Annotated in this window: 16 protein-coding genes and 2 pseudogenes; 4 read left to right on the forward strand and 14 right to left on the reverse strand. The window is 61.2% G+C overall.

The annotated features are described in order from the left end of the window. Positions 1 to 4: 4 nt before the first annotated feature. Positions 5 to 2,356 (forward strand): heavy metal translocating P-type ATPase, encoded by a 2,352-nt coding sequence (locus tag JHW40_RS12790; protein WP_090615642.1) that lies wholly within the window; start codon positions 5 to 7, stop codon positions 2,354 to 2,356. 50 nt (positions 2,357 to 2,406) lie between these two features. Here JHW40_RS12790 and JHW40_RS12795 read toward each other — a convergent pair whose 3' ends face one another. The 4 genes from JHW40_RS12795 to JHW40_RS12810 form a co-directional block, all read right to left on the reverse strand. Next, positions 2,407 to 2,637: a hexameric tyrosine-coordinated heme protein gene (locus JHW40_RS12795; protein ID WP_090615647.1), complete on the reverse strand. Its 231-nt coding sequence runs from the start codon at positions 2,635 to 2,637 to the stop codon at positions 2,407 to 2,409. 96 nt (positions 2,638 to 2,733) lie between these two features. Further along, a complete protein-coding gene (locus tag JHW40_RS12800) occupies positions 2,734 to 3,378 on the reverse strand; it encodes a DUF924 family protein (protein WP_009450581.1) in 645 nt (214 codons plus the stop codon). A gap of 92 nt (positions 3,379 to 3,470) precedes the next feature. Continuing rightward, the gene (locus tag JHW40_RS12805) at positions 3,471 to 5,420 is read right to left on the reverse strand and encodes a heavy metal translocating P-type ATPase (protein ID WP_211657371.1); all 1,950 of its coding nucleotides are present in this window, start codon (positions 5,418 to 5,420) and stop codon (positions 3,471 to 3,473) included. 86 nt (positions 5,421 to 5,506) lie between these two features. Beyond that, positions 5,507 to 5,728, reverse strand: coding sequence for a heavy-metal-associated domain-containing protein (locus JHW40_RS12810; protein ID WP_090615656.1), 222 nt, complete (start codon positions 5,726 to 5,728; stop codon positions 5,507 to 5,509). Between the two features lie 102 nt (positions 5,729 to 5,830). Here JHW40_RS12810 and JHW40_RS12815 point away from each other — a divergent pair, with 102 nt between their 5' ends. Further along, a complete protein-coding gene (locus tag JHW40_RS12815) occupies positions 5,831 to 6,106 on the forward strand; it encodes a hypothetical protein (RefSeq protein ID WP_139208220.1) in 276 nt (91 codons plus the stop codon). A gap of 21 nt (positions 6,107 to 6,127) precedes the next feature. Next, on the forward strand, positions 6,128 to 6,523 hold the full coding sequence (locus tag JHW40_RS12820; RefSeq protein WP_024845350.1) for a cupin domain-containing protein: 396 nt from the start codon (positions 6,128 to 6,130) through the stop codon (positions 6,521 to 6,523). A 241-nt stretch (positions 6,524 to 6,764) separates the two neighbouring features. On the opposite strand, the pseudogene JHW40_RS24210 reads toward JHW40_RS12820, so the two are convergent. From JHW40_RS24210 to JHW40_RS12835, 3 genes and pseudogenes are all read right to left on the reverse strand, one after another. Continuing rightward, positions 6,765 to 7,151 (reverse strand): annotated as a pseudogene (locus JHW40_RS24210) (relaxase/mobilization nuclease domain-containing protein); the annotation flags it as partial. 7 nt (positions 7,152 to 7,158) lie between these two features. Further along, positions 7,159 to 7,497, reverse strand: a complete 339-nt coding sequence (locus tag JHW40_RS12830) for a hypothetical protein (RefSeq protein WP_139208221.1) — start codon at positions 7,495 to 7,497, stop codon at positions 7,159 to 7,161. Between the two features lie 2 nt (positions 7,498 to 7,499). Next, entirely contained in the window at positions 7,500 to 7,898 is a 399-nt protein-coding gene (locus JHW40_RS12835; protein WP_090615669.1) for a hypothetical protein, read from the reverse strand. 484 nt (positions 7,899 to 8,382) lie between these two features. Between JHW40_RS12835 and JHW40_RS12840 the strand changes: the two are divergent. Further along, positions 8,383 to 9,139: pseudogene (locus tag JHW40_RS12840) on the forward strand (IS5 family transposase). 306 nt (positions 9,140 to 9,445) lie between these two features. Here the strand turns inward: JHW40_RS12840 and JHW40_RS12845 are convergent. The 7 genes from JHW40_RS12845 to JHW40_RS12875 form a co-directional block, all read right to left on the reverse strand. After that, positions 9,446 to 9,919, reverse strand: a complete 474-nt coding sequence (locus tag JHW40_RS12845; protein WP_090615677.1) for an autotransporter outer membrane beta-barrel domain-containing protein — start codon at positions 9,917 to 9,919, stop codon at positions 9,446 to 9,448. Continuing rightward, positions 9,916 to 10,673, reverse strand: a protein-coding gene (locus JHW40_RS12850; RefSeq protein ID WP_090615681.1) for an IS5 family transposase whose coding sequence is annotated in 2 segments (ribosomal slippage) — positions 9,916 to 10,349 and positions 10,349 to 10,673 — 759 coding nt in all. Because the reading frame shifts where the segments join, the coding sequence is not laid out codon by codon here. The genes JHW40_RS12845 and JHW40_RS12850 overlap by 4 nt, the downstream gene beginning before the upstream one ends. Before the next feature lie 87 nt (positions 10,674 to 10,760). After that, complete coding sequence (locus tag JHW40_RS12855) at positions 10,761 to 11,705, reverse strand: serine hydrolase (protein ID WP_244519308.1); 945 nt, start codon at positions 11,703 to 11,705, stop codon at positions 10,761 to 10,763. Between the two features lie 12 nt (positions 11,706 to 11,717). Next, a complete protein-coding gene (locus tag JHW40_RS12860; RefSeq protein WP_090615685.1) occupies positions 11,718 to 12,680 on the reverse strand; it encodes an ABC transporter ATP-binding protein in 963 nt (320 codons plus the stop codon). Further along, positions 12,667 to 13,662, reverse strand: a complete 996-nt coding sequence (locus JHW40_RS12865; RefSeq protein ID WP_090615689.1) for an ABC transporter ATP-binding protein — start codon at positions 13,660 to 13,662, stop codon at positions 12,667 to 12,669. The genes JHW40_RS12860 and JHW40_RS12865 overlap by 14 nt, the downstream gene beginning before the upstream one ends. 3 nt (positions 13,663 to 13,665) lie before the next feature. Then, positions 13,666 to 14,487: an ABC transporter permease gene (locus tag JHW40_RS12870; protein WP_090615693.1), complete on the reverse strand. Its 822-nt coding sequence runs from the start codon at positions 14,485 to 14,487 to the stop codon at positions 13,666 to 13,668. Positions 14,488 to 14,490: 3 nt separating this feature from the next. Next, complete coding sequence (locus JHW40_RS12875) at positions 14,491 to 15,426, reverse strand: ABC transporter permease (RefSeq protein WP_090615697.1); 936 nt, start codon at positions 15,424 to 15,426, stop codon at positions 14,491 to 14,493. Between the last annotated feature and the right edge of the window lie 41 nt (positions 15,427 to 15,467).

The following is a 15,467-nucleotide window of genomic DNA, read 5'->3' on the forward strand; positions in this document are numbered from 1 at the left end:
GAGAATGAACGGACACGATGAGCATCGGCACCATTCGAATGATCATGACCATTCGGGTCATGCGCATCTTGTGACGGACCCGGTCTGCGGGATGGAGGTCGACCCGCAAACCGCAGAACATCGCCTGACCCATGGGGGCCACACTCACTATTTCTGCTCGGCGTCCTGCAATGCGAAATTCGAGGCGGACCCGGCGCGATATCTTGCAGGGGAAGCGTCGCCCATACCGGAAGCGCCCGAGGGCGCGATCTGGACCTGCCCGATGCATCCCGAGATCCGGCAGGACGGGCCGGGAAGCTGCCCGATCTGCGGCATGGCGCTGGAGCCGCTGGTGGTGACGGCCGACAGCGGCCCCAGCCCCGAACTCGCCGACATGACACGGCGTTTCTGGATCGGGCTGGTTCTCGCCGCTCCGGTCTTCGTGCTCGAAATGGGCGGTCATCTTTTCCCGGCCCTGCACCATCTGGTGCCAATGCGGATATCGATCTGGATTCAGCTCGTTCTGGCGACGCCGGTGGTTTTGTGGTGCGGATGGCCGTTTTTCGAGCGCGCCTGGGCCTCGCTGATCAATCGCAGCCTCAACATGTTCACTTTGATCGCCATGGGCACCGGCGTCGCCTGGGCCTACAGCATCGTCGCCGCCCTTGCGCCGGGAATTTTCCCCGCCGCTTTCCGCGCGGAAGATGGCACGGTCGCGGTCTATTTCGAGGCGGCGGCGGTCATCACCGTTCTGGTGCTGCTTGGCCAAGTGCTGGAACTGCGCGCCCGCGAACAGACCTCGGGCGCGATCAGGGCGCTGCTTGATCTGGCGCCGAAGACGGCGCGGCGCATCGGCGATGACGGCACAGAGGAAGACGTGCCGGTCGAGCACGTTATTCTCGGCGACAGGCTGCGCGTGCGGCCCGGCGAGACCGTGCCGGTCGATGGCGTGGTGGAGGACGGACGCTCATCGCTCGACGAGGCGATGGTTACCGGCGAATCCATGCCTGTCACCCGCACTGTGGGCGATCAGGTCATCGGCGGTACGCTGAACCAGACCGGGGCGCTGGTGATCCGTGCGGAAAAGGTCGGCCGCGATACGATGCTGTCGCGGATCGTCCAGATGGTCGCCGATGCGCAGCGTTCGCGTGCGCCGATCCAGCGCATGGCCGACCACGTCTCGGGCTGGTTCGTACCGCTGGTCATCGTCATCGCAATTCTCGCCTTCATTGTCTGGGGCATCTGGGGGCCGGAGCCGCGCTTTGCCTATGGGCTGGTCGTGGCCGTTTCGGTGCTGATCATCGCGTGTCCCTGCGCACTTGGGCTGGCGACGCCAATGTCGATCATGGTTGGCGTCGGCAAGGGCGCTAGTGCCGGCGTCCTGATCAAGAACGCCGAGGCGCTCGAGCATATGGAAAAGGTCGACACGCTGGTGGTCGACAAGACCGGCACGCTCACCGAGGGCAAGCCGTCGGTGACGGCGGTCGTTGCGGCGGCCGGCTTCGACGAAACGGAAATCCTGCGGCTTGCCGCCGGTGTCGAGAAGGCGTCGGAACATCCGCTGGCATTGGCGATCGTGGAGGCGGCGGAGAAGAAGGGCATCGCCATCCCGCCCGTAGTGGATTTCGACTCTCCGCTTGGCAAGGGCGCGCTCGGCAGCGTCGAAGGCAAGGCGATCGTGGTCGGCAATGCGGTGTTCCTCAAGGAACACGACGTCGACGTCGCGGAATTGTCCGGCCAGGCAGATGCGTTGCGTCATGATGGCGCCACCGCGATCTATATCGGGATCGATGGCAGGGCCGGCGGCATCTTCGCCATCGCCGATCCGGTCAAGGCGACGACGCAGGAGGCGCTGAACGCGCTGCATGGCGAGGGCATCCGCATCGTCATGCTGACCGGCGACAATAAAACCACGGCCGAAGCCGTCGCGCGGCAACTCGGCATCGATGAGGTTGAAGCGGACGTGCTGCCGGACGCAAAGAGCGCGGTCATAAGCCGGCTCAAGGCAGAAGGCCGGGTGGTGGCGATGGCGGGCGACGGCGTCAACGACGCGCCCGCGCTTGCCGCCGCCGATGTCGGGATCGCCATGGGCTCGGGCACCGATGTCGCCATCGAAAGCGCCGGCGTCACCCTGCTCAAGGGCGATCTGATGGGGATCGTCAAGGCGCGGCGGTTATCCGAGGCGACGATGGCGAACATCCGCCAGAACCTGTTCTTCGCCTTCATCTACAATGCCGCCGGCATCCCGGTTGCCGCAGGCGTGCTCTACCCTTCTTTCGGCCTGCTCCTGTCACCGATCATCGCAGCAGCCGCCATGTCGCTGTCGTCGGTCAGCGTCATCGCCAACGCGCTGCGGTTGCGGGGTCTGAAACTGTGACTGAAACGCTGACGCGACTGACGCCCTGGCGTCAGTCGTAGGCGAGGGCGTCAGTCGCGCCAGTAATTGTTGGCGGCCGCCAACGTCTGGAAATGGATGGCGATCACCTGTGAGGAGGCGATCAGTTGCGCGGTGTCCTGATCGTAGGCCGCGCGCAGCTTGTCGCGAATTTCTGCGGACGGTTGGGTGACCTTGACGCCGACCCGCGCCATTTTGGTGGCAAGGTCGAACCCCTCCTGCGGGGTCGCTGTCTTGAGTGAGGGAAGCCAGATGTCAGCCATGTTTTTTCCTTCCAGAGAATATGAATACGCAACAACCGTAATCTACCCGAGCAGCCGACGAAAGCATCAACCCGCGATGCGCTTCGCCTCCAGGCGTCACGCCTGAAACGCCCTTTCGTGCGGGAAATCCCTTCCGGCGATGTAAGCTTCTTCCGCCGGCGTCGATTCTCGGCCGAGGACGTTATTGCGGTGCGGATGACGGTCGAAAGCGGCGATGACCTTGCGTACGTCGCCAGCCTGATCCACCAGCGACTGGTATATCGGTTGAAGGGAAGCGGACGCTTCCGCCGCTATCTCTTCGCGAAGCCTGATGAGCAGGTCGATGCGCGCGAGGTGATCCGGGCCTTCGCAATGGCCAAGGGGCTGACTGTAGACGATTCTGAACCAGGGCATGTCCAGCGATGCGTAGTGGCCGTTCGAAAACCCCTCCATCGCCAGCGACAGCGCGGCAGGGTCCTGCGCGAATGCGCGCTGTGTGTTGCGCCAGAGCGAGCGCGAGAACTGGTCGAGCACGATGATTAGCGCCAGCCTGCCTTCGGGGTCGCTGGTCCAGTCGTCGAGATCGCCTGAAGCTGCGCTTCTCGTGAGGTCGGCGAAGCGCTCGACGATCATGTCATCCGCTCCGCCGTGCAGCCGCCACGACCAGTGATCGCGGTGAGTTTCAGCCTTTATCTGTGAGGAGCGGCCTTCGGGAAACCAGAAGTCGAAAACGTCGTTCCATGGGGCGGTCCTGGCATTCATGTCGATCCTTTCCGACAAATGCGAGCGATGAGACAGGGTTGACGTCGCAAAAACAACAGACTACGCATCGCTGCGGGGTCTGCGAGGAGGCTTCAGCCTCGCGCGGCCACAGTTGCGGGCCGGGCGGTGGCGACCTTTGAGGCCCTCCCGCCGGGTGCGGTCGTCTTCGGCATGCGCAGAAGGCGCATGCCGTTGGCGATGACGATCAGCACCGAAAGTTGGTGGACCAGCATGCCGCCGGCCATATGGACATTGCCGGAGAACACGCCCGCCAGCAGTCCGGCCACCGTCACCAGTGCGATGACGAGGTTCTGGCGCATATTGCCCAGCGTTGCGCGCGAGATCGCCATCGCCTCGGGGATCTTGCCGAGATCGTCTTTCAGGAGCGCGATGTCGGCGGTCTCGATGGCGACGTCGCTGCCGGCGGCGCCCATGGCGATCGAGGTGTCGGCGGCGGCAAGAGCGGGGGCATCGTTGATGCCGTCGCCGACCATGGCGACATGCGCGCCATCCGCCTTCATCTTCCGGATCAGTTCCAGCTTGTCCTCGGGCATCAGCCCGGCATGGACCTCGTCGATACCGACCTCGCGGGCGATGGCTTCGGCTGCGCCATGCTGGTCGCCGGTCAGCATGACCACACGGCCTATGCCGATGTTACGCAGCCGGGTGATGGCTTCCGCCGCGCCTTCACGGGCCATGTCGGACATGCCCAGCATCCCGATCAACTGCCCGTCACGCGCCACCAGGATCGGCGTCTGGCCATTGGACAGCAGACGGTCCAGAGCGGCTTCGCCCTCCTGGCCCAGCGCAATGCCGAGCGTGTCCATGAGGCGCCGGTTGCCGGCGGCTATGATGCGGCCGACGATGCGGGCGCTCAGGCCCATGCCGGCATGTTCCTCCAGCGATTCGAGCGTGGAAAGCGGCCCCTGCTTGCGGCCGGCCTCGACGATCGGACGGCCGAGCGGATGGGTCGATCCGGTCTCGGCGGTCGCAGCCAGATGCAGCAACTCGGCCTCGGCAATGCCGCCGAGCGCGACGATAGAGGCGAGCTGCGGCTTGCCTTCCGTCAGCGTGCCGGTCTTGTCGAGCGCCAGCGTATCGATGCGGCCCGCACTTTCCAGATGCTGGCCGCCCTTGATCAGGATGCCGCTGCGCGCCGCCCGGCCGATGCCGGCGACGATGGAGACCGGCGTCGAGATGACCAGCGCGCCGGGGCAACCGACGACCAGCAGCGTCAGCGCCAGGCGGATGTCCTGCGTCACCGCGAAGGCGGCGACCGCGAGCCCGATGATCGACGGCGTATACCATTGCGCAAAGCGCTCGATCATGCGCTGGCTCGGGGCCTTTTCCTCCTGCGCTTCCTCGACGCGCTGGATAATGCGGGCAAGGGTGGTGTCGGCGCCGACATTGGTGGCGCGGATGCGCAGCAACCCGTTCTCGGCGATCGTTCCTGCATGGACGTGGCTGCCAGGCGCTTTCTCGGCCGGCATCGGCTCACCGGTAATCGCCGCCTCGCTGACGGCGGCGGTGCCTTCGGTTACTTCACCATCCACCGGGATGCGTTGACCGGCCCTGACCAGCACGGTCTCGCCAAGCTGGACCATATGCGCCGGCACCTCGACGGGATCGCCGTCGCGCAGCACGGTCGCGGTGGCGGGCGCGGCATCAAGCAATGCCTTCAGCGCGCCACGGGTCTGCCCCATGGTGCGCGCCTCCAGCCAGCCGCCGAACATGAACAGGAAGGTGACGGCCGCCGACTCCCAGACTTCGCCAATAATGAGCGCGCCGACCGCCGCGACGGTGACGAGCAATTCGATGCTGAAATGCTTTACACGCAGCGAGCGCCAGGCACGGATCGCGATGTCGGAGCCGGCAAGAAATGCGGCCGCGACCATCAGCGCGGTCCATGCCTCGACCATGCCGAAGCCGTAGCGCGCCAGAAGACCGGCCGCGATCAACCCGCCGCTGCCGACCGTCAGCCAGAAACGCCGCCGTGCCGGATGCACGAAAGCGCTCTTGATCCTGCTGACAAGATTGCTCATCTCCTCGCTCCTTTCATCTTCATCCATGTCGGAAAAGCGTGCCTGCCGCGCCGGCACGCGGCGCGGCGAAAAAGGCGGAGTGCCGATCAAAAGGCGGCAGGCCGCGCCTCGTAGCCGGTTCCACGCACTGCCTCGACCAGCGCTTCAACGCTCGATTGCGCGGGGTCGTGCTCGACCTCGATCTTGCCGGTGTTGAAGCGCACCTCGGCCTTTGCCACACCGGGAAGGGCGTTGAGCGCCTTCTCGATCTTGTGTACGCAGGAGGGGCAGGAAAGCTCATCGCTGCGAAGGATGGTTTTCTGGGTCATGATCGGGTTCCTTTCGATAGTGGGGAAGGGGTGTCCCCTGCCTCATTGATCTAAGGGTTTGACCCCGCATTGCGATTGGTGAAACCGGCAAGCCAGGCCTGCATGAATGCACAGGCCGCTGCCTTGGTTCTGGTTCGTCGGGCGACCACATGGGGAGCCGTGGTGGAATTGCCGCCTAAACCAAAGGGATTTCCGTGCGTAAATGCACAGGTCGACAAGTCTCGATTCCCTGGCGGATGCTTTGATGTGGACGCGCCGCTGCTGGAAGGACAGCTTGAGGATACTCTTACCAAAGTCGCATCGGCGACACGACCATATGCGAAAGTCTTATGGGGAGACTTGAGTGAGATCAACGACGAGCTAACATTTTTGCAATAAACCAATGAAATGGAGCATATCATGCGTGGATTTGTTGATGACATCGAGGAACTGACCGAAGGAAACACGGATTTTCGCCGTGTTCTTTATACGGCAAGAAATATGCAGCTCGTGCTGATGGCGCTTCAGCCCGGCGAGGAGATCGGCGAAGAGGTTCACGACGACGGCGATCAGTTCTTCCGTGTCGAGGACGGCGAAGGCGAAATCCTGATCGACGGCAATGTGAGCAGGATCAGGGCCGATATGGCCATGATCGTACCGGCCGGTGCGCGGCATAACGTCAAAAACACCGGGAATGAGCCGCTGAAGCTTTATACGATCTACAGCCCTCCCGAGCACGTCGACGGTGTCGTTCATCCAACCAAGGCTGAAGCCGACGCCGCGCATGAACACTTCGACGGCAAGACCACCGAATAACGCCGTTGCGCAAGCAGTGACTTGCGGCGACAACATCCATGAACGGTGTTCCTGCTTGCCCGTCGGGCCGCAGGCCGGCGGCGCGTTGGCGACGCCTCTCCTGCCAATGACTGGCAGGCTTGCGGACCAACTGAACTGAACCATCTGCTTTCACTGCGGCGAAACGTCCGCGATCGGCCGCCCAGCCCATGTCACATTCGATCCGGCGGCAGGCAAGTTCCAGGCGTGCGAAATCATGGCTGGTCGACAGGCCGGCGCCGGTGATCGGATGAACACGATTGATGAGGATATGGACGTGGCCATTGCGGCGATCACGATGCACGGCCAGGATATATTGATGTTCCTCGGCGCCCAATTCCGCAAGGACCATCCTCGCGGCGTTCAGCATGTCCTGATCCGTGGGTGATTCCGTATCCGGCCAGGACAGGATGATGTGATAGGCCGGCTGGCGGATGCGTGGGGCCAGTCCGGCTGTGACCGTCATTTGCCAGCTTGCATCCTGCCAGCCGCCCGCGAGATTGCCCACGTTCACTGTATTCGCCTTGCGGCAGATGTAGTCGACCCGCGCCCGAAAGGGATCCTTCCGGGCGCGCGCGCTTCTTCTCCGGATAACGACCTTTGCGATCATCCCGGCATCACATCATGATCGCGCGTTGCAGGCCGACCACATCCGTTGCTGCGCGTTCCAGCTCTGCGACGATCTCTGCCCGGGGCATGTCGACAGCCCTGACGGCAAGCGAGGTCAATCTTGCGCCATGGCCAGCGAGATGGCCGATCAGGATGCGCTTCTGCCGATCCGTCACGGCTGCCTCAGATCCTGTCAGCCTGTCCAGCGCATAGGACGAGAGCGACGGGTGACCGCCATGGCGCGCCGCTGCTGCAATCCGGCGCTTCTGATGTTCCGTCAGACGGATGCTGATCATGCTGCCCCGTTGCGGCAGGGGCCTGGAACAGCGTTCCTCCGGATCCGACATGATCATTCCTGCGAGGCCCGGATGGCTGGCGATGCCGCCGCGGCAAGCAACGCATCGGATCCCGGATCCCCGTTGTCATCGGGCTGCATCACTTCCTTCCCCTGGGGAGGTGTCGCCTTCCGTCGCGCGTTCCGGGGTTTGCCCTTCGGAAACTGCTTTTCTCGTTCATAATCGCGCAGATAGGAGCCCAGGGTACTGGCACTGACAGCGATGTCCTGCTGGCCGAAATATGCGGCGATATCGACGAGATCGTATCCTTTCTGGCGCATCTCGAGCAGGGCCGGCGCGAGTTCCGCGACGATCTCGCGGACCATGTAGCCGGTCTTGGGCTTCGGGGGCGCCTCGGTCAGCGCGGCGCGGAGCCGTGCGACCTGGTCCGTCCTGATCAGCTTTTGTGACATGGATCTTCCTTTCGTCAGGCGGGATTGCCTGTCGAGGGAGCTATCCGTGGTTTGCCATATGGCTAGACCTGTATGTGAGGTTATCCACATGTTCCGGATGCGCTGTGAATGAGGGTGGAGAACCCATGTGCCCGGGAAAACCTTTCAATCAGCAGGGTATGCGGTATGTATGACAGGCCAGCCGGCCGGTGGACCGGGAAAAATGGGGTGCGCAGCCATCGTCAGGTTTCTGGGGCCTTCGTGGCGCGGGTCGTCATCGAGAGCCCGCTCCAGGTGAAGGCCATCGCCATGCACGGCTGAAGACCGACAAGGTGGATGCCAAAATACTGGCACAGCGTTTCTGTCGGAAGTCTGGGTCGCGGACTCAGACGGCGATCACGGGGGCTGGAAATGATCCACCTCATGGGTCTATCACCCCCGTAGGCTCAGGACCCATTGATTTCAACCTTGCGGCGTGATTCACGCTCTGCAAGGAGACTGATCAATGAGCAACCTTTTCTGGCTGAGTGACGCCCAGATGGAGCGTCTGAAACCCTTCTTTCCCAAGAACCATGGCAAACTCGCGTTGATGACCGACGCGTTCTCAGCGGCATAATCTTCATTAATCGCAATGGGTTGCGGTGGTGTGATGCGCCCAAAGAATACGGTCCACACAAGACACTATACAACCGCTGGAAGCGCTGGAGCGATATGGGTGTGTTTGCTCGGATCATGGCGGGTCTGGCGGCAGAGGGCACGGAAACCAAGACTATCATGATTGATGCCACTTACCTGAAGGCGCATCGCACGGCTTCGAGCCTGCGGGTGAAAAAGGGGGGCGTGGTCGCCTGGTCGGACGAACCAAGGGCGGCATGAACACAAAGCTCCATGCTGTCACAGATGCGATTGGCCGCCCTGTCAGCTTCTTCATGTCGGCCGGACAAGTCAGCGACTACACTGGCGCGGCGGCCTTGCTCAGGAGCCTGCCAGAGGCTGATTGGTTGATCGCAGACCGCGGGTATGACGCTGATTGGTTCAGAGATGCGTTGAAAGACAATGAGATAAAGCCCTGCATCCCTGGCCGCAAAGCGCGAAAGACGACCGTGAAATACGACAAACGGCGCTACAAGCGGCGCAACCGGATCGAGATCATGTTCGGGCGCCTCAAGGATTGGCGGCGCATCGCAACCCGCTATGACCGATGCCCGACAGTGTTCCTCTCCGCCGTCGCGCTCGCCGCAACCGTCCTGTTCTGGCTTTGAATATCAATGAGTCTGGAGCCTAGATCTACCATCCCCATTGCGTTGGTGTGTTTCTCATCACCGGGATGGGGTTCGCCATAATAAGTGGCCGACAACGAGATCCCCTCATGGGTGGACTTGAGCGCGGCTTCGGCTTTGGACGACAGGCTGATGGCGACATCAAATCCCAGCGCGTGTTTTTCCGTCGCAAAAACCGGCAGGGCGGACAGACCGGCCAGCAAAGCGGCCAGAGGGAGGGGGCGCAGCCCCCTCTGATAGTTATGTAACGAGATGCCATTGCTTTCTCCTTGGTATTCAGACACGGCGTCAGAACTGCATGCCGAGAGTGGCGCCCAGCCGATGCTCGCGCGCATCCGTGGCAAGCTGGCCCTGATAGTCCAGCCTCAGATTGGTATTGCGGCCAAGTTCCATATCGACCCCCATATCCAGCACCGCCGCATTGCGGGCAATCGGCGCCGCCGCCACGTTGAAGCCCGTGCCCCCTGCAAAGGCCATCGCCAGCTCCGGGCGCGCGTCGCCAAAGGCGTGACGCCAGCCGATGCCGCTACTGACGGTCAGTTTGTGGGTCGCCGCCTCGATGGTCGTGGCCGCGCGCACCCCGATTGTGGCGAAGGTCGTGTCCATCTTGCCTTCCGCACCGGCAAGCGCCGTTTCACCGCCGTTTTCGGCGAAACTGTCGGTGCGCATCCAGACATGGGCAAGCCCGGCATAGGGTTCCAGCGCCATCGTGCCATGGTCGAGCCGGTGGCCGACCTCGGGTCCAGACTCATTGAATTTCACAGCCAGAACAAGACGGTTGCGGCGAGCATGATCGCGGAGAAGAAGGTTTCCGGGCAGCGGTCGTATCGGGTGGCGACGCGCCGCCAATCCTTCAGACGGCCGAACATGATCTCGATGCGGTTGCGCCGTTTGTAGCGCCGCTTGTCGTATTTGACGGCCTTCCTGCGGGACTTTCGACCGGGGATGCAGACCTTTATCCCGCTGTCTTTCAACGCTTCTCTGAACCAATCAGCGTCGTAGCCCCTGTCAGCCAACAGCCAACCCGCCTTCGGCAGACTGCCCAGAAGAGCCGCGGCGCCTGTGTAGTCGCTGACCTGGCCGGCCGACATGAAGAACCCGATCGGCCGCCCCGTGGCATCGGCAACGGCGTGCAGTTTGGTGTTCATGCCGCCTTTTGTCCGCCCGATCTGGCGTGCGCGCCCCCCTTTTTCACGCACAGGCTCGACGCCGTGCGGTGTGCCTTGAGATAGGTCGCATCGATCATGATCGTCTTGTGATCGGCGCTCTCAGCGGCCAGGCCGACCATGATCCTGGCGAAGACCCCGTTGTCACTCCAGCGCTTCCAACGGTTGTAGAGGGTCTTGGCGGGCCCATATTCCTTCGGCGCATCACACCACCGCAACCCATTGCGGTTGATGAAGATTATGCCGCTGAGAACGCGGCGATCATCGACGCGGGGCTTGCCATGACTCTTGGGAAAGAACGGCTTCAGGCGTTCCATCTGGGCATCGCTCAGCCAGTAAAGATTGCTCATCGATCAGGTCTCCTTGCGGAGCCTGAATCATGCCAAACGCCTGAAATCAATGGGTCTGCAGCCAAGTAACCATGAGATATTATGACATTAAATCATAAGTTTATCGCAGAAAAATTGACCAATCTCGGGGAAGGCCATGGGGTGATCTTCGCAAACTCCCTTCCCCTGAGTCATCAGGCAGAGGATGACTGGTGCTGATCCAGGCAGGTCCACCCGGATCAGGTCGTGCTTGTAATACGAAGCTCGCTCGTCGCCGGTCCAGCTGTTTTGTCCGGCTTTGCTCCAGAGTCGGGCCTCGTCTGGAACCCCGCCGCCAAGGAACTTGTCCACCTGGAAATGGGGCAGTGCTGCCTCGACGCTGGTCCGGTCGCGTAATAATATATCTTGTGCTCGCTGGCGTGCCGGCACGGATAGCGGGACATTGCCGGAAAAAATTTCGTAAAAGAGGCGTGCGCCAGCGATTGGAGTCAGAGCGTTCAGATATTGACCCGACGACCCCGCGTATTGTGCTTCACGCCCGTAGCGGATGTCATCCATCAACTTTTGCGTGATGTTGCATTGGGCGAAGTCCGGGCCAAATTCAGGCCACGGCGTTGATGTATAAAAGCGATTCAGGCCCTCGCGCCGGTCGCGCCAGTCGTCAAAATCGGCGCCGAACAGCATCGTGTCGCCGGTGGTTTCGGTGATGATGTCTATGACGTAATTAGTGCCGGTATTCGAGGACCACAGGATCATATCACGCATGGCACGGGACAACTCGTCGTCATCCACAACCTGACCAGTATCGATCGCATTCAGCGCGTGAACCAGATGAAAGACTTTCACCAGACTGCATGGATAGCAGCGCCAATCGCCGCGGTAGGCGAAGCCGTCGGGCGGTTGGCCAAGATTATTCTCACGCAACGCCACAAAGCCGAAATTGTCTGAACGCAAGCCTTTGTCAGCAAAGCGGTCAACCAGTTCTGTCGCGATGGTTTCGCAGCGGTCGGACCAATCCGCGTCGGTTTTGAAGAACATCTCGGTGGCTTTCATGGGGAAATATGATCAGTTGGAGGCAACTGCCTTCCAGCAGCGGACACTTCCGCTCCGGCCGTCTGAAAGCATCGGTTGAGGCTTCTGACAGGCGGCCTCCGCAAGCGGACAGCGGGGCGCAAAACGACACCCAGGCAGGACAGTGAAAGGATCGGGGACTTCGCCAGTTATGGGTTCCGCCAGAGGCTGTGTTTGGCGGACGTCCGGCACGGCGGCGATCAGCGCCCGGGTATAGGGATGGCGTGGATCAGCAAAGAGGTTTTGACTGTCCTGCAGTTCAACAATCTCGCCCAGATACATGACAGCCACCCGGTCGCAGAGATATCGAACCACATTCATGTCATGTGAGATGAAGATGATCGTCAGTCCTTTCTCGCGATTCAGCTTTTTCAGCAGATTTATGATTTGCGCCTGAACTGACGCATCGAGCGCAGAGACGGGTTCATCCGCCACCAGGATTTCCGGTTCCGGGCACAGCGCGCGTGCGATCGATACGCGCTGGCGCTGACCACCTGAAAGGGCATGTGGAAATTTCAACGCTGTTTCAGGGGCAAGGCTGACCTCTTCGAGGATTTCGGCAACACGTGATGTGCGCCCGGCACGTGACAGTTTCGGGAAATAATGGGCGACGACTTCCGCCAGTTGCGCCCCAATGGTCATGCGCGGGTTCAGCGAGGAATACGGGTCCTGAAACACCATCTGCAGTCGACCGGCCGGATCGGGTCCGGAAAGCAGCGAGTCTTTGAACATGACCCTTCCGCCGTCAGTTGGCTGAAGCCCGACGCCGATGCGCGCGAGAGTGCTTTTCCCGCATCCGCTTTCACCGACGATACCAAGAATTTCCCCCGAGTTGACTTGCAGATCCACGCCCCGCACTGCGTGCAGATAAATCTGCGGCCGTCCTGCAAGCGAATCGAGAACGCCGCGCTTGACCGGGAACCGGCGCTCAACCTTCTGAAAATCAAGCTGGGACATGAGCAACCTCGGTCAGAATGCAGGCATCTACATGCCCCTCGGACGATCCTTCTCGTGAGTGCAGCGGAGGGGGCGCACCGATCGAGCACTCGGCTTGTGCGTGCTTGCAGCGCGGCGCAAAGCGGCAACCAGGAGGCGGGCTGACCAGGCTTGGCGGGCCGCCCTCGATTGGAGTCAGGGCATGATCCCGCCCGACCCGGCCAGGCAGGGCTGCCAGCAGCGCCTGGGTATAGGGATGCGCAGGGCGATCCAGAACCTCACGCACAGCGCCGGTTTCGACCACGCGCCCCGCATACATGACGGCCATCCGGTCGCAGATCTGCGATACAACACCCAGGTCATGCGTGATCAGGATGATTGATGTGCCAAGCTTGTCGCGGCGCTCTCTCAGTAAGCGCAGGATCTGATCCTGAACAGTTACATCCAGCGCGGTCGTTGGTTCATCAGCAACGATAAGTTGGGGTCGCAAGGCCAGCGCCATGGCGATGACGACCCGCTGGCGTAGCCCACCTGATAGTTCATGCGGATAGGCTTCCAGCCGCCGTTCGGGCGAGGTGACTTGCACGTCCTTTAAGAGCTGCAGCGCCGTCATGCGTGCTTCTGCACGAGTGATCTTCTGGTGGCGACGGATCACTTCGGTGATCTGTTTGCCGACTTTCATTGTCGGGTTCAGTGCAGTCAGCGGATCCTGAAAAATGAACGCCACATCCCGCCCGCGTACCTGTGCCAGTTGTCTTTCGTTGAGTCCGGGCAGATCACCTGCGCCTTCCAGCACGATCTGGCCACCAGAGATCCGGGCCTGTGAGCCTCCAAACAGTCGGAGTATCGAACGGCAGGTTGCCGACTTTCCGCAGCCGGACTCGCCAACGATTCCGAAAATTTCGCCCGGCTGGACATCGAAGCTGACGCCATCCACCGCACGAACGGTGCCTGACGGGCTTTCGAATTCTGTGACGAGATCACGGATACTCAGAAGACTCATGGTTCACCCTTTTGGCTTCAGAGCGGTGGATAGTCCCTCGCCGAGCAGCGCGAAGGCGATTCCGATCCAGACGATGGCAAGGCCCGGGAAGATCGTCATCCAGGGGGCATCGCGCATGTAGTCGATGCTCTCGACGATCAGCAGACCCCATTCCGGTGCCGGTGGCTGCACTCCGAGCCCGAAGAACGACATGGCCGCCACAGCCTGAACCGTCAGCACCACATCGGACATGGAATACACCAGCGCAGGAGTGATTGCGTTCGGCAGGATGTGACGCAGCATCACCCGCAATTTCCCAAACCGCAGGACGCGGGTGGCTTCGATGAATTCCAGTCGTGCGATCAAAAGCGTCTCGCCGCGAACGATGCGGGCATAGCCAATCCAGTTGACGAGAAAGAAGGCGATATAGAGGTTCGTCTCGCTTGGGCCCAGAACGCCGACGATGGCCAGAACCAATACATAAAAGGGAAATGCCCAGACAATATCGGTCAGGCGCATCAGAGCTGCATCGATTTTGCCGCCGAAAAAGCCGGCGGCAAGACCAATCATCACGCCGATGGTCATCGGGCCGAAGACACAGATCAGCGCCAGCCGTAAATCATAGACCGCACCGGCCATGACTCGGGTAAATATGTCCCGACCGAAGTTGTCGGTGCCGAACCAATGAGTCGCGGAAGGTGATTGCATGGCATTCGCGAAATCCAGCGCGAAAGGGTCATAGGGCGACATATATGGTGTGAGGGCAGTCAGTGCTGCAGTGATTGTCAGCATCGTCAGGCCGATGGCGCCCGCTGGGGTGCGCAGCAGGTTTTTCAGGACGGACATCACTCACTCCAACCGAACACGCGGATCGGCCAACGCGTAACAGATGTCGGTGATCAGGTTCACGACCACCACCATGATGGCGAAAAACACTGTCAGTCCCCGAATGACCGGCAGGTCGCGCGAAACGATGGCGTCGATCAGCAGGCTGCCAAGGCCCGGGACCGAAAAGATCTTCTCGACCACGACCGTGCCGCCGATGATCCAGCTCACCCGAACGCCAATGATAGAGATGGTCGAAATCAGACTGTTCGGCAGTACATGACGCAAAAAGACTTCATGGTTGCGAAGCCCCTTGGCACGGGCGGTATCAATGTAATCGGCCTTCATCGCATCGATCAAGGCAGCCCGAAGACTTTGCTGGATTAACGATGCGGTAGACAGTCCGACGACCAGAGAGGGCAGGAACAACCTGTAAAGATTCTGGAAGAAGCCCGTTCCGACGCCACCGGTGGGAAACAGGCCCAAGCTGAGCGCCAGACCCAGGATCAGAACGTAACATAGCCAGAAGGGTGGCAAAGCGATCAGGACGACGAATATCTGCCGGATCGCAACATCCAGATAGCGCCCGCGATTTGCCGCCGCCAGAATCGCGAACGGAAGAGCGATCAAAAGAGCGATCACGGTCGAATAGACCACAATGGCCAAAGTGTAGGGCAACCTGTCGGCAACGAGCGTGATGATGGGCTGCTTGTGAAAGATCGACACGCCAAAGCTGCCGGTAACGCAATCGCGCAGGAAATAGAGATATTGCACCCAGATGGGTTTATCGAGGCCCCACAATTCGCGCATGGCCTGCAGGTCCTCTGCGCTGGCTCGGGTGCCCATGGCGCGTGAGGCGGGATCTCCGGGCATGATCTGCAAGAGCAGAAAGCTGATAACCGTGATCCCCAGCAGGACCGGGATCAGCATCAGCAGACGTCTGAGAATAGCGAGGAACATGGGCTCTCGTCAGGCTATTGGCCGCAAAGGGGCCGATTGCG

Origin of the sequence: Paracoccus alcaliphilus (assembly GCF_028553725.1) — a bacterium.
Taxonomy (GTDB): domain Bacteria; phylum Pseudomonadota; class Alphaproteobacteria; order Rhodobacterales; family Rhodobacteraceae; genus Paracoccus; species Paracoccus alcaliphilus.